Source organism: Desulfogranum marinum, assembly GCF_963675105.2.
GTDB lineage: Bacteria > Desulfobacterota > Desulfobulbia > Desulfobulbales > Desulfobulbaceae > Desulfogranum > Desulfogranum marinum.
Genome location: NZ_CAXXRO010000005.1, coordinates 498,538 through 518,267 on the forward strand (window position 1 = coordinate 498,538; position 19,730 = coordinate 518,267).

Genomic DNA, 19,730 nt, shown 5'->3' on the forward strand with positions numbered 1-19,730 from the left:
AGAACAGCGTCTTGGCTCAGCTACGAGCATAAAATTTTAAGCACAGTGCCGTTTGCGGACTTAAATTAGATGGAAGAGCAGGGCGAGCACGCGCTCAACCCGAATTTCTCATAAACGTTGTGTCAATTCGTCTACGTGTAAACAACCTCATCATGTTGAGTATAAATAGATGGAGTTGTAAATTTTCACAACGTTCACCAACGGTCAGTCCATGCGGTACCATCTTGTTCAGTCTTTTGGCAGTAAAAGGTTGGCGTAGACTCCGATAACATATTGTCGGAGTCTACTTGTACCCGGGAGTCTTCGCTTACCGGGAGTCTTCGCTCTCCTCTTTACTCCTAAAAATTTTGAGCCTGGCACCACCTGAATTGATGAGCAATACGGGGTGACTTCATTTCTTCAGGCAGGCAGCAAGGGTGGAAGAGACCACCTGCTTTTCGTAATAATAATAGATATAATGAATCCAAAAGGTAACACCCCTAAGGTCAGTCGTCATGCTCCATGAACTCAGAGTACAAAATCTCGCCTTGGTTGATGCACTTCATCTCGATGTGTCGGAACGTGCAACCGGGTTAATTGTGTTAACAGGTGAAACAGGTGCTGGTAAATCTATAATTTTGCAGGCAATACACCTGCTGGGGGGCGGCAGGAGCTCTTCGTCCTGGGTACGTAGCGACTGCGACCAGGCACACATTGAAGCACTGTTCGAAATTCGTGAGGAGCAAGGTGCTTTGCAGGACGTGCTCGACAACCATGCATTGCATAACGGTGCGACGTGTATTGTCCGCAGGGTTATTACCAGTCAAGGGCGAAGCAAATTGTATATCAATGACCAGCTTGTAACTGCCCGTACGGCCAGGGAATTGGCTGATGGTTTAGTCAATATTGCCAGCCAGCATGATAATCAACAGCTGCTGAATACTCGTCATCATTTGGATTTTCTTGATACCTATGGGGAACTCTGGCCGTTGAGAGAGCAGTTTTCCCGTTTGTTTAAACAGTGGCAGGCGCTTTCAACCGATCTGAGACAGTTACTTGAAAAAGAACAGGAAAAAGAACAGCAGAAAGATTTTCTTCTTTTTCAGCTGGAAGAGATCGAAAATGCGAGACTGAGGCCGGGAGAGGATGAACAGCTCTTGCAGGAGCGAGATAAACTCAAGTCATCAGCAGCATTGCTCCAGATTACCAAAAAGGCGCAACATCTTTTTTCAGGAACTATTTTAGATACCCTTTCAGAGGTCAGAAAAGACCTGGGACAGCTGACAACCCTTGACCCTTCTGTTGCTGAACTTGCTGAGCGCGCTGTTTCAGCCTGCTATGAAATCAGTGATATAGAACAGGAACTGAGCAGTTATCTCCAGACTATCCCAACGGATGTGTCACGGATGGAAGCTATAGCAGAGCGATTGGCATTGTTAAAGCAGCTGCAGAGAAAATATGGTCCTACTTTGGAGGAAGTTATTGCGTTTGCAGAAAAGGTTCGCCTGGAGGTGAAAGAGCTGGAAGGGCTTGAGGGACGGATTGATGACCTGGAGGTTGAACTCGAGCAAGTCAGTACCAAGGCATTGTTAAAGGCGACGGAGCTGTCAGAGGCAAGGAAAGAGACTGCTCTGCGGCTAGGGAGAGTCATGGAATCAGAGTTAGCTTCCCTGAGTTTCAATCAGGCGATTTTTAAAGTGCAGATGGCCGTTCCGGAAGGGCTTGGTCTGGATGGAGTACAGGTAAGTGGCCGGGATACGGTGGAGTTTCTTTTTTCCGCCAATCCAGGTGAACCACCTAAGCCGCTGGTTCGCATTGCCTCTGGTGGGGAGTTGTCACGCCTGATGCTGGCCATGAAATGCATTCTTGCCCGTCGAGATCAGGTCGATACGGTCATTTTTGATGAGGTCGATGCCGGGATAGGTGGTCAGGCTGCAGAGGCAGTTGCTGAAAAAATTCGTGAGCTTTCCAGCCATCACCAGGTTTTTTGTATTACCCACCTCCCCCAGATCGCTGCAGGTGCTGATCTTCATTTCAGGATTGAAAAACGCATTCAGGACGGGCGGACCAAAACCGTATTGGTTCGGCTTGATGAAGAGGAAAAAGTAGTAGAGCTGGCAAGGATGCTTGGTGGAGAGGATCCTACCGGCCAGACCATGATGTATGCAAAAGAACTGGCCGAACGTAGGCGGAAAAGGAGTAGCGTGTGAAACAAACAGTAGCCTTAGGGCTTTTTTCCGGTGGGCTTGATTCTATTCTTGCCTGCCGGGTTATTGCAGCGCAGGGGATTAAGGTGGTGGCATTGAAATTCGTGACCCCTTTTTTTGACTATGACCTGCTTGCAAAAAAAGATGAATATACCGCAGAGGTGGAACGTAAGTATGGGCTCGACGTTGAGTTGGTGAACCTGAGTGAAGGGTACCTGGATCTGTTGCGAAATCCTACCCATGGGTTTGGTAAAAATTTTAATCCCTGTATTGATTGTAAGATACTTATGTTGACCAGGGCCAGGGAACTGATGGCACGGTATAACGCTTCTTTTCTGGTAACCGGTGAGGTGGTGGGACAACGTCCCATGTCGCAAAGAAGGGATACTTTGCGCGTCATAGAGCGTGATGCAGGCTGCGCCGGGATTTTGTTGCGGCCTTTGAGTGCCAAGTTGCTTGTGCCGACCAGGGCCGAACAGGAAGGTCTTGTTGATCGGGAACAACTCTACGGTTTTTCGGGTAGGGGAAGAAAGCCGCAGATGGCATTGGCTAAAGCCTTGGGGATAAAGGACTATCCAAATGCGGCCGGTGGCTGCATGCTTACAGACGGAAACCTTGGTGGGCGGATAGAAAAATATTACGCTGGTGCCTACACGCCTGATTCGCAGGATATTTCTGTTGATGATGTTAATTTGCTGCTCGTTGGGCGTCAATTTTTACTGTTTGATAAATTTTGGCTGGTGGTAGGTAGAGATGAAAAAGAGAATGATCGGATAGCCTCTTACTGGAGACCGGGTGACTGGCTGTTTGAAATGACGACCCATCCCGGTCCTACCGCATTGTTACGCCTCGGTGACGCGCAGATAGAGGGGCATCGTAAAGAGGAAGTTGTTAATGCTGCTGCCGGAATAGTGGTTTCCTACAGTAAAAAAGTAAATGGTGAGGCAATTCCCGCAGAGGTGACTGTTACCACTGGAAGGGGACGTGTCTCTCAAATGTATAAACCGCTTGCTGGGTCAAAGCTTCAGTTGTGGCGGATTGAATAAAAGGTAGCTCTTATGGTTCAAGGGCAGGGAGCGCTGACCGGAAAGCAGGTAGCCCGTGTCCTGCCGTGCTGGCTATGTGAAAAACTTGCTGCATTGCAGGAGCAACATGGGCAATCAGTGTATCTTGCAGGGGGAACGGTTCGTGATTTGCTCCTCGGTTATATTCCGGGGGATATTGATATTACAGTGCCTGATGGAGCACATTTGTGGGCAGGGGAAGTGGCTAAGCAGACAGGTGGGGCTTTTGTTCCCCTTGGTCGGGAAGAAGATGCTGCAAGGATCGTGTTCCACGGAGTGAGCGTTGATTTTTCAGCCTTTCGAGAAGGTGCTGCAACTTTTGCAGAGGAATTAAATAAACGTGATTTAACCATCAACTCCCTTGGCGTTTGTCTTGATCCTCTGTTGGAACAAGGCTGGGAGAAAAAAAACTGTTTGTTGCCAATCGTCGATCCCTCCGGAGGTTTGTCGGATATTGCAGCCCGAAAAATTCGCGTAACATCGGAGCAGGCCTTTGAGCGTGACCCGTTGCGTATGGTGCGCGTATTCCGGTTTGCGGCCGTGCTTGGATTTGACATAGAGTCAAGTACAGGTGATCTCGTCAGGCGTCAGGCAAGCCTTGTTGACCATGTCGCTCCTGAGCGAATTTGTCATGAGCTTGATTTAATCATGGGGTCAGGGCGTGCTGCTGCCACTTTCAAAGAAATGGCTGAGAGCAGGTTGTTGTGGGAGATATTGCCGGAGTTACGCCAAGGATTAGGCATGCAGCAGCCGGCCAGCCATCATTTGGACGTCTTTTTTCATAATATTGAGACACTGGCTCAAATGGAGCTGTTGCTTCGGTCAACTGCTCATGGGTATCCGGAACGGAAAGATTCTATAGCAGAGTATCTGGCTGGTGAAGACTGTACAGCTATACTTACTTGGGCTGCTCTTCTTCATGATGTAGGGAAGCCGGTGACCCATGTTATTGATCAAAGTCGGGATGATCGAATAACCTTTTATAACCATGATAATGAAGGGGCGCGGATTGTCAGGGCAATCGGTAAAAGGCAGCGCTGGAGTAATTATATTGTTGAAAAGGTAGCGAATTTAATTAGTCATCACATGCGCCCGTTTCATTTGCTTAACGTGGCACGTACAGGTAGCGTATCGACCAAGGCTTGTATTCGTTTGATTAAAAGTATGGGAACCGACCTTGCCGGCCTTTTTCTGTTGGCCATGGCTGATGCGCGAGCCGGTCAGGGGGGGATGCGACCGCTGAACATAGAAATGGAGCTAGGGCAATTGTTTGCACAGGTGGAATTGGTGCAGGTGGAGAATGTTGCGCCGGTTCTTGCCGGGACGCCGTTACTCACTGGAAACGACCTTATTGGTGAATTGGCTCTTGTTCCTGGTCCGCATTTTAAAGTCATTCTGGAGGCGGTTCTGGAGGCGCAGATGGAACAGTTGATAACAACCCGCGATGAGGCTTTGGCTATGGCTCGGTCTATTGCGGAAGATATGCAGGAGAAGTCAGGGGCACGTCAACGATGAAATGTCGGCATATGGCGTTGAAGTTTTTTGCATCAGCGTTGCCGTGACACTCAGCCCGGATTTTTCATAAATAAAGTTTTTGGCAGGGTAGGGCTCAAGCCGCGCAGCAGGTAAGCGAAGACTCCGGGTAGACTCCGGTAGTTAACCACCGCAAGTGGTTTGTAACGTAGACCCTGCGGAAAAATCTATTGACCCGAAGGGAGAACTTTTTGATTGAAAACGAAAAACAGACAGTTAATTGTACAATTAATCTTAAACAATAATATCAATTAATTGAGTTTGTAATCAAAAAGTTCATGAGGAAATTGGGTTAGAAAAAGATGGAGAGAGAATGCGTAAGGTAAATGATTTTTATTTTAAAAAGGCAAAGAAAGACAATTATCCGGCTCGCTCTGTATATAAGCTTGATGAGGTGCAGCAGAAATACAAGTTTATGAAAAAAGGGCAGCGGATTATTGATTTTGGTTGCCATCCCGGAAGTTGGAGTTTGTATGCAGCAGAGGTGGCTGGTGAACGTGGAACTGTTGTTGGGGTCGATATCCAGCCAACAGATTTTCCCAGTCAAAAACCCAATGCTGAAATTCATTGGCTCTGTTATGATGTGTACGCCGACGACTTGGTTACCCTGCTTCGTGAAAAATGGCCTGGTTTTCATGTCGTTCTCAGTGATATGGCACCAAGGACAACCGGCAGTCAATATGCAGATCATCAGCAATCGATGCGGTTGGTGCGCAGAGTGTTGGAGCTTTCTGTGAATCTGTTGCATGAAAACGGGACATTGTACGTAAAGGCCTTTCAGGGAGAAGACTTTCCAGCGGTGGTACAGGCGTGTAAAGCTTTTTTCCAGACGGTAAAGGTGGTCAAGCCGAAGAGTTCGCGTAAAGAAAGCCGAGAGGTTTTTATTCTCGGGCGGGGGTTTCGTCAAAAAGCCGTGCAGAAGTAAAGAGTGGCTTTTGTGTAGGAGTGTCCCTTTCAGGTGGCGCCGAATAAAAAAATATTAAGTGGAAATAACCGAAAAATAACCATTAACTACATGGTTTGAGATAAATACTAGAGAGGGGGAGTTTCGCAGTGTCTGGACATTCTAAATGGAGCACCATTAAACGTAAGAAAGGGGCAAACGATGCCAAGCGTGGAAAAATTTTTACCAAATTAATTAAAGAAATTACCATTGCCGCCAAAATGGGTGGCGGAGATGCCGATGGTAACCCTCGTCTGCGAAGTGCGATAACAGCTGCTAAATCTGAAAATATGCCCAAGGATAATATCGACAGGGCTATTAAGAAAGGTACCGGTGATCTAGACGGTGCGGTCTATGAAGAGATTTTGTATGAAGGATACGGTCCAGGTGGGGTGGCTGTCCTGGTTGAGACGATGACCGACAACAAGAACAGAACCGTTGCCGATATTCGGCATTATTTTGCAAAAAGCGGCGGCAACCTTGGCGAATCCGGCTGTGTTGCTTGGATGTTTGATAAGAAAGGTTCTATCCTGGTTGACAAGGAAGGTATTGATGAAGAAGCGTTGATGGACATTGCTTTGGAAGCGGGTGCAGAAGACGTGGTTGAGGAAGAAGATAACTTCCAGATTCTCACCGAGCCTGAAGACTTCAGCGAAGTGGTTGACGAACTCGAGAAAAATAAAGTGGTATGCAGCGAGGCCACCATTTCCATGATTCCTAAAAATGTGGTTGAGGTAGATGAAGAAAAGCCTGCCAAATCATTGTTGAAATTGTTGGAAAACCTTGAAGACCATGATGACGTGCAGAAAGTGCATGCCAACTTTGATATCCCGGATGAGTTGATAGAGGCTCTTTCCTGAGCGTGTCGGCAAAGGTGGTGCGTATCCTTGGGGTAGACCCCGGGTCCAGAATAACCGGATATGGGGTGATAGCTACCGAGGGACAAAATATTGGGTTTATCGCATGCGGGACGATACGCACTACCCATGAAAAGGACTTTTCTAGACGCCTTTCTGTTATTTTTAACGGTTTGAATGAGGTCATTCTTACCCATAAGCCCGAGGTTGCTGCCATTGAAGATGTTTTTGTCGATCGTAATCCTCGATCGGCCCTGAAGCTCGGACATGCGAGAGGTGCAGCCATTGTTGCCATTATGCAGCATTCCATGGAGGCTTTTGATTATACAGCAAGGAAGGTCAAGCAGGCTATCTCCGGCTATGGCCAGGCTGATAAAAAACAAGTGCAGCATATGGTCAAAGTGTTGCTTGAGTTGGAGAAAAGTCCTTCCAGTGACGCAGCCGATGCCCTTGCGGTGGCCATTTGCCATGCTCATCATTTAAGATATGGGGAGCGGTTGAATTGTTGAGAGGTGCAATGGTTGATACAGGGTATTTTGGTGCCGAGGTTGCTAGTCCTTTTTTAGCAAGCTCGGCGACATGTTGGTTTGATTTCTTTGGCATTTTCGCCATACGTTCATGATTGCTTCGCTCAACGGTATTGTACGTTCTAAGTCGCCTGGTTCCATTGTACTTGATGTGCAGGGTGTCGGGTATGAGGTGTTTATCTCTTCCAGGACCTATGATTTGCTGCCGGCAATCGGTGAAGAGTGTTTTCTGCTGATTCAGACCAATGTCCGCGAGGACGCAATTACTCTTTTTGGGTTTGAAAAGCAGGAGACCAAGAAGTTATTTCTTTTGCTGGTAACTGTATCCGGCATCGGCCCTAAGCTGGCGTTGGCAATTCTTTCCGGGCTTGGGAGTGAAGAATTGACCACGGCGATAAGTATGGAGGACTATGCTCGGTTAACTGCAATTTCCGGAGTTGGTAAGAAAACAGCGCAACGATTGTGCGTTGAATTGGGCGAGAAGGTAGGTCGTTTAGCGCCTTCTGGAGTTGAAGGGCAGCCATCTGTGGTATCAGGAAGTCCCGCTCAGGGGAATGCTGTCCAGGATGCTGTGTCGGCCCTGATTAATCTTGGCTATCCACAACACCTTGCATGGCAGGCCTTGCGTCGTGTACAGAAACAGCATGGTGAGGGGGCTGATGCCATGGCAGTGGAAGAGCTTATCCGTCTTGCTTTACAGGGTTTGGCATGACCGACAATGGTAATTGGAGAGACAATAGGTGAGTTATGAATTTTGAAGAAGACCTCACCGGTAAGCGCCTGGTGTCAAGTTCCGAGTTGCAGGCGGATCAACAGCCAGGGCTGGAGTTGCGTCCTGACAGGCTTGATCAGTATATCGGCCAGGAACAGTTGAAGCAAAGCCTGCGCGTTTTTATCGAGGCGGCGCGCAGGCGTGGAGAACCTTTGGACCACGTGCTCTTCCATGGCTTTCCTGGCCTGGGAAAAACAACTCTTGCCTATATTATTGCCAATGAAATGCAGGCAAACATCAAGGTTACTTCAGGCCCGGTTATTGAGCGTCCCGGCGACCTGGCTGCTATTCTTACCAGCTTGCAGGCTGGGGATGTGCTTTTCATTGATGAAATACACCGGTTGAACCATGTGGTGGAAGAAATACTCTATCCGGCCATGGAAGATTATCAACTGGATCTGGTCATCGGCCAGGGGCCTGGAGCCCGTTCGGTCAAAATGGATCTGCCCCGGTTTACTTTGGTTGGAGCAACGACAAGAACCGGTTTGTTGACCCCGCCACTTCGCGATAGGTTTGGCGTGATTTTACGTCTTGAGTTTTATGCCCCGGAAGAATTGAAGACAATTGTTCAACGGGCTGCCGGTTTGTTTCAAGTCAGTATCGACCAGGAAGGAGCGCTGGAGCTTGGCAGGCGCTCTCGTGGTACGCCGAGGATTGCCAATCGTCTTTTACGGAGGGTTCGCGACTTTGCTGAAGTGGCTGGTCAGGAAATTATTACCGGTCCCATCGCAGATAAGGCATTGCATATGCTTAACGTCGATCGGTTGGGTCTCGACGACATGGATCGCCGGATTTTGTTGACCTTGATAGATAAGTTTCAGGGTGGCCCTATTGGCCTGGAAACGCTTGCCACTGCAGTGTGTGAAGAAAAAAACACCTTGGAAGATGTTTACGAACCTTTTCTTATCCAGTCTGGTTTTTTAATCCGTACACCCCGCGGCAGGATGGCCACCGAAGCGGCCTATAAACATTTTGATTATACAGCACCAACACCGTTGCGGCAGTCGCGACTCTTTGACTGATTTACTTCCTTAAGTAGACTGTTTTTCTATTGCTGGTAATTTTTCCCCACTTTGCCCCCTCGTTTTTTTGTGATTTTTCTCCCCTTCTGTTTTTCTCCAACTTCGCCTGAAAAAGTATCTTTATATCAACGTGTTGATCACTGATCGCACGCCCAGAAGCTGTTGTATGCCACTGTTAAGGATGTTCGTTTAGATTAATTTTTGTGCCTCGTGAGTGGTTGGCATACAATATGTTGTGCTCTCTTTGTTTAGGGTGGGGTGACAAGCCATTGATCTTCTGAGAAATTTCCTTGACGCACCCACCTCCTTGGTATAAAAAATGGTTATAAGTGGTGTAAAGTGGTTTAAAAGGGTTGCGTGGTAACTACGGTAGGTGCATTGAAAGGCAATATTTCAGAATACAGATTTCGCAGCCGTTCCGAGCACACGCTTGACAGCAAGGGGCGCCTCAATATTCCTACTAGATTCAGGGAAGTATTACGCGAAGTGTATACAGAGACTCTTGTTGTGACCAACTGGGAAAAATGCCTCCGAGCCTATCCTGTTTCCGAATGGGAAGAACTTGAAGAAAAGCTCCTTGGGCAAGGGCAGATGGAGCCTGGCTTTGGAGATTTTGTCCGCTACGTTATCTCAGGTGTGACAGAGTGTACGTTAGATAAGCAAGGTAGAATTCTAGTGCCTGCAACGCTGCGGTCAGAATTTGAAATTGACAAAGATGTCGTGTTGAACGGTATGCTCCACCATTTCGAAATATGGGATAAAACTGCTTGGATTGAGCAGACCCGCAAGACCAGAAATCGTTTTCCGGATTTCAATTCCGGACTTTCTTCTTTAGGAATTCTTTAAGGCTATTATGGGTAATCGAGGCCGAGAAATACATGTTCCGGTACTCACCCAAGAGGTTTTGTACTGGATGTCACCGGTGCCTGGGGGCGTGTATGTGGACGCCACGTTGGGGCTTGGCGGGCATACCGAAGCTTTGTTGACCTTTGAGCCCGGCATCGCAAAGGTAATCGGGTTTGAGTGGGATGGTGATGCTGCAGAGCTTGCTGCAGAGCGGCTGGCTTCTTTTGGCAGTCAATTTGTTTTGGTTCAGGCATCGTATGCCCATCTGCAGGAGGAACTGGATCGTATCGGTGTAGACCGCATCAACGGTTTAGTTGCGGACTTGGGGGTTTCGTCGCTTCATTTGGATCGTAGTGAAAGGGGGTTTACCTTTAAAGCTGATGCTCCGTTGGACATGCGCATGAACAAGGACATTACCCTGACGGCGGCAAAACTTATTGCAGAGTTGAGCGAGGCAGAGTTGGCCGACATCTTTTATCATTACGGAGAGGAGCGTCAGGCCCGTCGCATAGCGCGGTTTGTTGTCGAAGCAAGGGAAAGGGAACCCATATATACGACAGCACAACTGGCTGATGTAATCTCGCGTGCCGTCCCTGTTAAATATCATCCAAAAAAGATTCATGTGGCAACCAAGGTTTTCCAGGCTTTGCGCATAGCGGTCAATCGTGAGTTTGAAAATATAACGAAGTTGATCAGCACGGCTCCTCAGGTGCTCGCAGAAGACGCTAGGATTTGCATGATTAGTTTTCATTCCATCGAAGACAGGATTGTAAAACAGGCTTTTGCAAAGAGCGATGCGTATCAGGTGATAACCAAGAAACCGGTGCAGGCTTCCCAAGAAGAAATAACAAGTAATCCGAGAGCACGCAGTGCCAAGATGAGAGTGGCTACGCGATGTCATTAATATAACGACTTTAGCTCTCATTGAACTGTGGAGGCAGGAGTATGATTACAAATGTAAGTGTTAGGCCTTATAGACCAGGAACGGTATGTACTACTTCCGTGGCAAGGCGAAAAGTCAGGCGTAAACCTTTGGCGATTTCGCCACTTAAACATTTGCAGAGACCTTTGGCTGTTATCTTGATTGCCGCGGTGGTTTTGGTTGCCGGTGTAAGTCAGCTTTTCAGTTGGCAGATTCAACGTGCTCAAAAAACACTGCAACAGGTACAACAGCAACGGAAAGTGCTTGATGACTCACACATGATACTGTTGGCCAAAAGGGCACAGCTCACGTCGGAAAGCCATATCCAGGCTTTGGCAGGGGCACGTCTGGAACTTTACGTGCCCTCCCAGGGGCAGGTGCACAAGATGTAGGTGAAATGGTAAGCACAGTTTCTCCACGAATAATAAAGCAGCGAAGACGACGACGGTGCCTTGGTACCATAGTTTGCGTTTTGCTGATAATAGGCGGTGTGTTTTTCTACCGAAATCCTGTGGTAATTCAGGATTTGGGTGGAAAAATGGCTGCTTTGATAGATAAAAATGCATGGTTTTCAGCGGGCGAATCGTTCGCTGAACCTGTTTTAAGAGGTACTATTTACGACAGATCCTTGAAGGAACTGGCTGTCTCGTATCACTTGTTTTCCTTGTTTGTCCATCCTGCTGAAATTAAGGACCGAAAAGAGGCCGCTGCGCTTTTAGGGCAGGTGTTGGAAGAAAGCCCGGATATACTGGAAGTTCAACTTAAAAGTCGTCAACGCGTTATCGAGTTGGCAGATGATCTGGATAAAGAGCAGGCGGAGGCGGTCAATAAAGCAGATTTGCCGGGGGTCTACTGTAAATCCGAAGAGGTGCGTTTTTACCCGGCGCATACTGCCGCATCCCATGTGCTGGGTTTCGTGGGCGAGGGAATTGGACTGGCCGGGGTGGAAGGAAGATATGATACACTGCTGCAGCCGGGGGCTTTTAGAAAGGAGGATGTACAAGAGATTGATTTGTCAGATCAACCAATTTTAGGCAGAAAAGCGACGGATGTGGTGTTGACCCTTGACATCGACATTCAAAAGCAGCTTGAAAAGCGTTTTCGCAGTTATCTGGATCAACAGGGAGCCGTCAAGGGTATGGGGGTTTTACTCGAGCCATTGACTGGTAAGGTTCTGGCGGTAATGAACTACCCCTCTTTTAATCCCAATTATTTCTGGCAGGCTGATGATCAAGTTCGGTTGAACAGGGTCTATCGGCACGATTTTCATAAGGCACTGATTGAGCCGATCATTGCTAAAGCTGCAGCCATAGCCAGAGAAGGCCTGACAATCAAAAAAATGTTGCCTCCCACCGTTGCTGCGCCCAGGTACGGTGTTGATGAACAGACTCTGCAACAGTTTGAAACGCGGTTAGGGTTGGAAAAGCATGTGCTTGACCAGTGGGGAACGAACACCAAGGATCAACAATTAGAAAAAGAATCGGCAGGAAGTCCCGCAGAAGACACACTGACCGGCGCGCAAATGAGCGTTGCGCTGGCCAGTCTTGTTAATGGAGGGTGGAGAATAGCGCCATATATTCTGGAGGGAATCTATGATCACGGCACTAAGAGGGAATATGTAAGAGATCAGGAGTTTACGGAGCGTGAACATATTCTTGACCCTGCCTCAGGGGTCATTGTACGAAGAGAATTGTTTCGCAATCAAAATCCCAAAAAAGGTGAGATGGAAGGGTTGGTTGATTTTACTACATCGCATGTAGCCTTAAACGTGAACAATGGGTTGTCACAGTATCTGATGCAAGAATTCTACATGGGACTTTTACCTGTAAAAATGCCGCGTTATATGTTGGTGATGGCTGTTGAAAAAGACACCCTGCTGCCATCTCCCGGAAACAAGAAAAAAGAGAAGTTGGCCAATATCGGTAAGGATGTGCTGAGCCAATTAATGAATAAGCCGCATGTGGAGAGACCACCCTATCCGCAACAAAAAAATCCTGAGAATTTTCATCAGTTTTTTATTAGCAAGCGACTTGATTTCCAAGAACCTGTGGAAACAGCCGTTGCCGCAACCGTGCATATGCCGGAGCTGATAGGGTTGAGCTTACGCAAGGGGCTGCAGAGAATCAATACGCAGAATATCAGGGTGCGGATAAGTGGAACCGGAAAAATTGTCGCACAGGATCCGGCGCCGGGAGAACCTCTGGCAAGTGTTGATGAGTGTTCTTTAACTCTACAAAAAGAGATTTAGCCACCCATGCCGACTCTAAAAAAAATACTTGCAGTACTTGAGCCATCTGTCCTGAACGGCAAAGATGTTGATATGGAGCAAGAGGTTACCCTCTTGACCTGCAACAGTAAAGAGGTGCGTCCTGGTAGTGTTTTTATAGCAGTAAAAGGTGTGCATCAAGACGGGCATACATTTATCGCTGATGCGATTTCCAGGGGAGCGATCCTGGTGGTTGCTCAGGAAGGTTGCACTATACCGGTTAAAGCCGCGAGGGAAAAACAACTGGTTGTGTTGGTTGACGATCCGCGAGCTGCTTTAGCGGAGTTGGCTGCTGTTTTTTATGGAAAACCGGCTGATGAGATGGTGCTGATTGGGTTGACTGGGACCAACGGCAAAACAACCTGCACATGGTTGCTGGAGAAAATATTGGCGGAAGCCGGATACGTTCCTGGTGTAATTGGTACGGTAAACTACCGGTATGTAAGACAAAAAGAAACAACAGTGCTGCAAGAGGCACCCCTTACCACTCCAGACCCAGTGACATTGCAGAAGACGCTACGACGCATGGCTGATAATGGGGTGACACATGTACTCATCGAGGTTTCCTCCCATGCTCTTGATCAGAAGCGATTGGGCTCCCTGTTGTTTGATGTTGCTGCATTTACAAATTTGAGCAGGGATCACCTTGATTACCACCATGATTTGGAGGAGTATTTCGCGGTAAAAAAGCGTCTATTTCAGTTGCATCTCAAAACTGATGGCGCTGCTGTCATCGTTAATAGGGAAAACGCGGAAGGACGAAACTGGGGAGCACGACTTGCTGATGCTCTCCCGTCTTTGCAAGTGTATCGATGCGGTTTGGACTCTACAAATGATATCTGGCCCACTGAAACAGTACAGGGGAAAAGCGGGACGAGTTGTACCCTTCACGTTGTTGATCGAGAGGTGCAAGTGGAATCTGTTTTGACTGGAGAGTTTAATATCCTCAATATGCTCACTGCAGGGGGAGTCAGTCATGCCTTGGGACTGAGTTGCCAACAGGTACGCAATGGGTTGGCCGCTCTTGAAAGCGTTCCCGGGAGAATGGAACAAGTGGTGCTAAATGAACAACACCCAGAGCAACAGCCTGCAGTTTTTGTTGATTATGCGCACACGCCTGACGCGCTGGATAATGTTTTAAGGACAGTCAAACAACTCTGCAGGGGCCGGTTAGTTTGCGTGTTTGGTTGCGGGGGTGATCGTGATCGCGGTAAACGGCCCGAAATGGGCAAGATAGTTGGTCAATGGGCAGATTGTATTGTAGTCACTTCCGACAATCCGAGAACGGAAGATCCAGAGCAAATAATACAAGATATTATTCCCGGTGTGCAAGCATCGGGAGCAATCATGGTTTCACCTGAAGAGCTTTTTGAACGGTCACAAGATACAAAAAGTTTTTCCGTGGTCACTGACAGGCACGAAGCCATTAGCTTTGCCTGTAGTCAAGCTGAAAATAAAGATTGGGTTGTTATTGCCGGAAAGGGGCATGAAACATACCAGATAGTTGGTCGTGAAAAACATTATTTTGATGATCGATTCGAAGCATTACAGGGGTTATTGGTTTGGTCTGTTAAACATTTGCTGGCTGCGACCAAAGGACAGATAGTTTCAGGGAGCCGGAAAGATTGCTATAAGCGAGTGTCAACCGACTCCCGAAAAATACAGCCCGGCGATATCTTCGTGGCCCTTCATGGTGAACACTTTGATGGTCATAATTTTATTGAGGTAGCCGTTGAAAACGGCGCTGCCGCGGTTGTGGTTGATCGGGAGTGTGGTCCTGTCAATCCTGGTGTTCTTGTCATAAAGGTTGCTGATACACTGGTTGCTTTGGGCGCACTTGCTGCTTACCGACGCAGGTTGCTGGGAAAGAGGTTGCTTGTGGCGTCTATAACCGGCAGCTCCGGCAAAACAACAGTAAAGGAGATGACCGCTGCTATTTTTGCTGCCTGCGATGGACAAAAACAAGCATACGGAGACTCGGTGCTGAAAACCGAAGGCAATTTCAATAACTTAATTGGGCTCCCATTGTCACTGCTGCCGGTTACCTCCGCCCACAGAGCAGCCATTCTGGAGATGGGCATGAATTCTTTCGGCGAGATTGCAAAGCTGACAGCCATTGCCGATCCTGATATTGGTTGTATCAATAATGTGCAGCCGGCACATCTCCTTGGGCTGGGAACCGTTGAAGGGGTCGCTGCTGCCAAGGGCGAATTGTTTGCCGGCATGCGACCAGAGAGCACTAAGGTGGTTAATTATGACGACCCACACGTTCGCAGATTAGTAAAGGGCGACCAAGGAAAAAAAATCGGGTTTGCCGTTACCGCAACAGGGAGAAGGTACAAACCTGCTGTGCAGGTAACACGTATTTTTAATAAAGGGCATTTGGGAACCAATTTCACCCTGGATGTCAAGGGTGAAAAAAAACCGGTTTCGTTACAGGTGCCCGGCAACCACAATGTGAGTAATGCAGCGGCGGCAGCAGCGATAGCTGTTGCTGCAGGTATTCCTGTTGCAGATATCGTGACCGGGCTCGAGTCCTATGCTGCCTATGATAAGCGTATGGTTACTGTTACGTTGCCTGGAGGCCTGCAGGTTGTAAACGATACCTATAATGCAAATCCAGCCTCTATGGCGGCTGCCTTGCAAACGGTCGCTTCTTTTGGCGAGCAGGGAAAGCGTATTGCTGCGCTGGGAGATATGCTTGAGCTGGGTGAGCTCGCAGAGACAGCTCACGAACAGGTAGGACGTCTGGCAGCTGAACTTGGTTACAACGAGCTTGCCGTTACCGGAGAATACGCAACTACTGTTTCAAAAGGGGCGCTGGCTGGCGGTATGGCAGAATCGAGCATTCATATTTTCGCCGATCCCAAGGCTATTGCTACCTGGTTGTATCACCTGATCTCCAATGGAGTGGTTGCCGAAAATGACTGGCTTCTTGCCAAAGGGTCGCGGGGAATGAGGATGGAAACTATTATCGAAGAGCTGGAACAGCTCCTGAAACTTTAACGGGATGCGCTATGCTCTATAACTTTCTCTATCCTCTTCATATCGACTACAGCTGGCTCAATGTTTTTCGTTATATTACTTTTAGGGCCATTGGCAGTTCTATTACGGCCCTTCTTTTTGTGATTATAGTCGGCCCGATTTTTATCGCCTGGCTAAAAAAGAAACAAATCGGCCAGGTAATAAGGGAGGACGGCCCTGAATCACATTTTTCAAAACAGGGCGTACCCACCATGGGAGGCGTGCTCATATTAGCGGCCATGATCTTTTCAACCTTCATTTGGGCTGATTTAACCAATGGCCTGGTTTGGTTGTTGCTCGGGGTTAGCATTTTTTTTGGCATTATCGGATCAGTTGATGATTGGAAAAAGATCCGAAAGGGCAACTCCAGGGGGTTGACAGCCAGGGAAAAGCTAGCGCTACAGGTGGTGGGTGCTTCTATTGTCGGCTTGTATCTTATCTTGCATCCAGTCTACGACGGGGTGTTGAGTTTACCTTTTTTTAAGGCCATTCTGCCGGATTTGGGTTGGTGGTACATTCCTTTAGCAGTGCTGGTGATTGTGGGTGCTTCCAACGCCGTCAATCTGACCGATGGCCTTGATGGACTGGCTGCCGGTCCGATTGTTATTACCGGGGCGGTGTATCTTGTTTTCTCCTATGTTGCAGGAAACATGGTCGTTGCCCAGTATTTACAGATTCCTTTTGTCCAGGGTGCTGGTGAAGTTGCCGTGTATTGCGGCACTTTGGTCGGCGCATGTCTTGGTTTTCTCTGGTTTAATGCCTATCCTGCCCAGATTTTTATGGGTGATGTCGGTTCACTTTCTCTTGGGGGAACACTTGGTGCTGTTTCCATTATTACCAAACAAGAATTACTGCTGGCCATTGTTGGCGGTATATTTGTGCTGGAAGCGGTTTCCGTCATCCTTCAGGTGGGATATTTTAAGCTCACAGCAGGGAAACGGATTTTTCTCATGGCTCCAATTCATCACCATTTTGAGAAAAAGGGGTGGGTTGAACCCAAAGTAGTGGTCAGGTTCTGGATAATTTCGATCATACTTGGCCTGATTGGGCTGGCTACTTTAAAGTTGAGGTAACAGTGCTGCTTCTTCCAGGAATGAAAGGTGTCGTGGTCGGTTGCGGAAAGGCCGGCTTGTCTGCTGTTCGATTTTTGCTGGATCGTGATGTTTGCGTAGGGGTATCTGAAGGAAGGACTGCAGATCAACTGGACGCTGCTTTGACTGCTGATTTGCAGAGCAAAGGGGTGCAGTTTGAGTTTGGAGGGCATACAGAAGAATTTTTAAGTTCATTTGATTTTGTAGTGCCCAGTCCTGGTATCCCACTTGATCTGCCTGTATTGCATGCAGTGAGGCAAAAGGGGATTAAGATTGTAGGGGAGCTCGGATTGGCCGCCGGACTATTTCAAGTCCCTGTAATTGCAGTTACTGGTTCCAATGGCAAAACAACTGTGACGTCTCTAGTCGGCTCGTTGTTGGCTTATGCTCAGCAGCAGGTGTTTGTTGGAGGTAATATCGGTACCCCCTTGCTTGAGTATTTTTCAAGCAAAGAGCAATCGAGTGTAGTTGTGTTAGAGCTTTCAAGTTTTCAATTGGACATGGCTGGAGCTTTTAGACCTGATATCGGCCTGGTTTTAAATATTTCGCCAGACCATTTGGATCGTCATCATACAATAGACGCTTATGTCGACGCCAAACTCAAGCTGGTCAGCCATCAGCGTCCAGGTGATCGACTTATTTTGGGGGGAGATGATCAGCGCTTGGCTGAAATTACCAGCGTGGATAATGTTGACGTCTATCGGTTTGGGACAGGCAAGCGGTTCGAGGCAGTCGTTAACGGAGATGCAGTAGAGTTGAACTTCAAGGAGAACGGGGTGTTGAGGCAGGAAACCTATAACCTGCAAGATACGCATCTTACCTCTTCTGTTAATCGCCTCAATGCAGCAGCAGCCATTCTTGCAGTTAGGCTTGCCGGTTGTAAACGAGAGGAGGTTCAAGGTGGACTCAAGGTATTTGAGCCTCCCCTACATAGAATGACTGAAGTCGCAGTGATAGAAGGTGTTCGATACATAAATGATTCGAAGGCAACCAACTATGGTGCAATGCATGCTGCACTCAAAGGGTGCACGGAGCCGGTGGTATTGATCGCGGGAGGCAGAGAAAAAGGTGGCGACTGGCAGTTGTTGCGCGATGTCGTAGCACAAAAAGTGCGCCGGCTTATACTGCTTGGAGAGGCTGCAGAAAAAATGAAGCAGGTGTTTGGCGATATAGTGCCTGTTGCCATTGCAGAGTCAATGGATGATGCCGTTCAGGTAGCTCGCAGGTGTGCACAGCGTGGAGACTTGGTTTTGCTTGCCCCGGGATGTGCAAGCTTTGACATGTATGCCGGATATGAAGAGCGGGGAAGGGTGTTCATGGAGAGTGTGCATCGATTGCAGCATGAGAAGAAAGAAAAGGGGGTGCAATGACAATCAAAGTGTGCTGTCTCTGCAACAGGGTAGAGCGTAACGGCATATGGAGGTATAGCAATCGTTTCGTCGAAGGGGCTGTTGTCAGTCATGGCTATTGTCCGCAGTGTTTTCAAGAAACCATGGCGGAAATTGAGAAAATGTTTGCTCCGGATCTCGATGGCAGTAGCTTGCAATTGCACCATGGCGGATGTGGCGAATGCGTTTAGTTGTTACTGGTGGGGGAACTGGAGGGCACTTGTTTCCAGGGTTAGCTCTGGCAAAGGCAATGCAGCAAGCTGTTGCGAAAACAGAGGTTTTGTTTATTGGAACTTCAAGGGCGATTGATCAGCAGGTCCTGGCCGGGACGAATATGGAGACAGTGGTACTCAACTGCAGTGGATTGAAAGGGTCAACGGTTATCGAGAAGGCTCGCAGCCTGGTTCAACAGCCCGCAGCTGTGCTAAGCGCTATCAAAATTTTAAGACGATTTAAAGCCGATCTGGTTTTTGCAGTTGGTGGGTATGTTACCGGACCTGTGATGGTTGCCGCAAAATTACTGGCTATACCAGTGTGCATTCATGAACAGAATTCTGTGCCGGGACTTGCAAACAGGCTTGCCGGAAGGATAGCTGATACTATTTGCACTTCAATTCCATGCGGTGATAGCTTTCCTGCGGCAAAGGTCGTGCAGACCGGTAACCCGGTACGCCGGGAAATCCTGGATATAGCCAAAGTTTCCAAAGTGTATCAGGAACCGTTAACATTACTTGTTTTAGGGGGCAGTCAAGGCGCGCACAGGATCAATGTTTTATTTCTTGAAGCAGTCAGGAAAATGGTAGAAAAAGGACACCGCTTCCATGTTATACATCAAACAGGTCAGCAGGATTACCAGATGGTTGCCGGAGCTTATGATGACTTGGATGTGGAGGCCGAGGTACAGCCTTTTTTTAGAGATATGGCAAAGCTTTACAGGCGTGCTCATTTTGTGGTATCGAGAGCGGGTGCCACAACCTTGGCTGAACTTGCCGTGGTAGGACTGCCGGCAGTGCTGATCCCTTATCCCTACGCAGCGGATAATCATCAGCAAACTAATGCAGAATATTACGCCAATGGAGGGGGATGTCTAGTACGACACCAGGATACTCTTTCAGGGGATGAATTGGCAACGTTGCTGCGAAGTTTATTGCTCAAGCCGGAAGATGAGTTGTGTGCAATGGCAGCCAATATGCGGGAAATGGGAGTGCCGGAAGCTACTGATCGAATCGTGGAACAGTGTTTGCGCCTTATTGAAAATAAAAAGCAGGGCAAGCAAAACGAGTATTAAA

17 protein-coding genes are annotated in these 19,730 nt (G+C 48.1%); all 17 read left to right on the plus strand.

The features are described from left to right. Positions 1 to 494: 494 nt before the first annotated feature. The 17 genes from recN (at position 495) to murG (ending at position 19,729) form a co-directional block, all read left to right on the plus strand. Positions 495 to 2,189 (plus strand): DNA repair protein RecN, encoded by a 1,695-nt coding sequence (gene recN / locus ACHZCY_RS22720; RefSeq protein ID WP_205220811.1) that lies wholly within the window; start codon positions 495 to 497, stop codon positions 2,187 to 2,189. Further along, positions 2,186 to 3,232 (plus strand): thiamine biosynthesis protein, encoded by a 1,047-nt coding sequence (locus ACHZCY_RS22725; RefSeq protein WP_319550506.1) that lies wholly within the window; start codon positions 2,186 to 2,188, stop codon positions 3,230 to 3,232. Before recN ends, ACHZCY_RS22725 begins: the two co-directional genes overlap by 4 nt. Positions 3,233 to 3,244: 12 nt before the next feature. Further along, the gene (locus ACHZCY_RS22730; protein WP_319550507.1) at positions 3,245 to 4,765 is read left to right on the plus strand and encodes an HDIG domain-containing metalloprotein; all 1,521 of its coding nucleotides are present in this window, start codon (positions 3,245 to 3,247) and stop codon (positions 4,763 to 4,765) included. A gap of 331 nt (positions 4,766 to 5,096) precedes the next feature. Next, the gene (locus tag ACHZCY_RS22735) at positions 5,097 to 5,708 is read left to right on the plus strand and encodes an SAM-dependent methyltransferase (RefSeq protein WP_205220808.1); all 612 of its coding nucleotides are present in this window, start codon (positions 5,097 to 5,099) and stop codon (positions 5,706 to 5,708) included. Between the two features lie 128 nt (positions 5,709 to 5,836). Further along, the gene (locus ACHZCY_RS22740) at positions 5,837 to 6,586 is read left to right on the plus strand and encodes a YebC/PmpR family DNA-binding transcriptional regulator (protein ID WP_205220807.1); all 750 of its coding nucleotides are present in this window, start codon (positions 5,837 to 5,839) and stop codon (positions 6,584 to 6,586) included. A gap of 2 nt (positions 6,587 to 6,588) precedes the next feature. Then, positions 6,589 to 7,092, plus strand: a complete 504-nt coding sequence (ruvC, locus tag ACHZCY_RS22745) for a crossover junction endodeoxyribonuclease RuvC (protein WP_319550508.1) — start codon at positions 6,589 to 6,591, stop codon at positions 7,090 to 7,092. Positions 7,093 to 7,201: 109 nt separating this feature from the next. Then, positions 7,202 to 7,822 carry a Holliday junction branch migration protein RuvA gene (gene ruvA, locus ACHZCY_RS22750; protein WP_319550509.1) on the plus strand — a complete coding sequence of 207 codons (621 nt, stop codon included), beginning with the start codon at positions 7,202 to 7,204 and terminating at the stop codon, positions 7,820 to 7,822. 35 nt (positions 7,823 to 7,857) lie between these two features. Then, positions 7,858 to 8,904, plus strand: a complete 1,047-nt coding sequence (gene ruvB / locus ACHZCY_RS22755) for a Holliday junction branch migration DNA helicase RuvB (protein WP_205220805.1) — start codon at positions 7,858 to 7,860, stop codon at positions 8,902 to 8,904. Positions 8,905 to 9,261: 357 nt separating this feature from the next. Next, positions 9,262 to 9,750: a division/cell wall cluster transcriptional repressor MraZ gene (gene mraZ / locus ACHZCY_RS22760; RefSeq protein ID WP_319550510.1), complete on the plus strand. Its 489-nt coding sequence runs from the start codon at positions 9,262 to 9,264 to the stop codon at positions 9,748 to 9,750. 7 nt (positions 9,751 to 9,757) lie between these two features. Next, entirely contained in the window at positions 9,758 to 10,654 is an 897-nt protein-coding gene (gene rsmH / locus ACHZCY_RS22765) for a 16S rRNA (cytosine(1402)-N(4))-methyltransferase RsmH (protein ID WP_319550511.1), read from the plus strand. 41 nt (positions 10,655 to 10,695) lie between these two features. Continuing rightward, positions 10,696 to 11,064: a cell division protein FtsL gene (locus ACHZCY_RS22770; protein ID WP_205220803.1), complete on the plus strand. Its 369-nt coding sequence runs from the start codon at positions 10,696 to 10,698 to the stop codon at positions 11,062 to 11,064. A gap of 146 nt (positions 11,065 to 11,210) precedes the next feature. Next, positions 11,211 to 12,920, plus strand: coding sequence for a PASTA domain-containing protein (locus tag ACHZCY_RS22775; protein ID WP_205220802.1), 1,710 nt, complete (start codon positions 11,211 to 11,213; stop codon positions 12,918 to 12,920). 6 nt (positions 12,921 to 12,926) lie between these two features. Beyond that, positions 12,927 to 15,944, plus strand: coding sequence for a UDP-N-acetylmuramoyl-L-alanyl-D-glutamate--2,6-diaminopimelate ligase (locus tag ACHZCY_RS22780; protein WP_319550512.1), 3,018 nt, complete (start codon positions 12,927 to 12,929; stop codon positions 15,942 to 15,944). Positions 15,945 to 15,955: 11 nt separating this feature from the next. Continuing rightward, positions 15,956 to 17,035, plus strand: coding sequence for a phospho-N-acetylmuramoyl-pentapeptide-transferase (gene mraY, locus ACHZCY_RS22785; RefSeq protein WP_205220800.1), 1,080 nt, complete (start codon positions 15,956 to 15,958; stop codon positions 17,033 to 17,035). A gap of 2 nt (positions 17,036 to 17,037) precedes the next feature. Next, positions 17,038 to 18,423, plus strand: a complete 1,386-nt coding sequence (gene murD / locus ACHZCY_RS22790; RefSeq protein WP_319550513.1) for a UDP-N-acetylmuramoyl-L-alanine--D-glutamate ligase — start codon at positions 17,038 to 17,040, stop codon at positions 18,421 to 18,423. After that, entirely contained in the window at positions 18,420 to 18,632 is a 213-nt protein-coding gene (locus ACHZCY_RS22795; protein WP_319550514.1) for a hypothetical protein, read from the plus strand. The genes murD and ACHZCY_RS22795 overlap by 4 nt, the downstream gene beginning before the upstream one ends. Beyond that, the gene (gene murG / locus ACHZCY_RS22800) at positions 18,623 to 19,729 is read left to right on the plus strand and encodes an undecaprenyldiphospho-muramoylpentapeptide beta-N-acetylglucosaminyltransferase (protein ID WP_319550515.1); all 1,107 of its coding nucleotides are present in this window, start codon (positions 18,623 to 18,625) and stop codon (positions 19,727 to 19,729) included. Before ACHZCY_RS22795 ends, murG begins: the two co-directional genes overlap by 10 nt. Position 19,730 lies beyond the last annotated feature (1 nt).

Coding starts and splice junctions, on each gene's coding strand:
- recN (WP_205220811.1), top strand. CDS start 495: ATGCTCCATGAACTCAGAGTACAAAATCTCGCCTTGGTTGATGCACTT.
- ACHZCY_RS22730 (WP_319550507.1), top strand. CDS start 3,245: ATGGTTCAAGGGCAGGGAGCGCTGACCGGAAAGCAGGTAGCCCGTGTC.
- ACHZCY_RS22735 (WP_205220808.1), top strand. CDS start 5,097: ATGCGTAAGGTAAATGATTTTTATTTTAAAAAGGCAAAGAAAGACAAT.
- ruvA (WP_319550509.1), top strand. CDS start 7,202: ATGATTGCTTCGCTCAACGGTATTGTACGTTCTAAGTCGCCTGGTTCC.
- ruvB (WP_205220805.1), top strand. CDS start 7,858: ATGAATTTTGAAGAAGACCTCACCGGTAAGCGCCTGGTGTCAAGTTCC.
- rsmH (WP_319550511.1), top strand. CDS start 9,758: ATGGGTAATCGAGGCCGAGAAATACATGTTCCGGTACTCACCCAAGAG.
- ACHZCY_RS22770 (WP_205220803.1), top strand. CDS start 10,696: ATGATTACAAATGTAAGTGTTAGGCCTTATAGACCAGGAACGGTATGT.
- ACHZCY_RS22775 (WP_205220802.1), top strand. CDS start 11,211: ATGGCTGCTTTGATAGATAAAAATGCATGGTTTTCAGCGGGCGAATCG.
- ACHZCY_RS22780 (WP_319550512.1), top strand. CDS start 12,927: ATGCCGACTCTAAAAAAAATACTTGCAGTACTTGAGCCATCTGTCCTG.
- mraY (WP_205220800.1), top strand. CDS start 15,956: ATGCTCTATAACTTTCTCTATCCTCTTCATATCGACTACAGCTGGCTC.
- ACHZCY_RS22795 (WP_319550514.1), top strand. CDS start 18,420: ATGACAATCAAAGTGTGCTGTCTCTGCAACAGGGTAGAGCGTAACGGC.
- murG (WP_319550515.1), top strand. CDS start 18,623: ATGCGTTTAGTTGTTACTGGTGGGGGAACTGGAGGGCACTTGTTTCCA.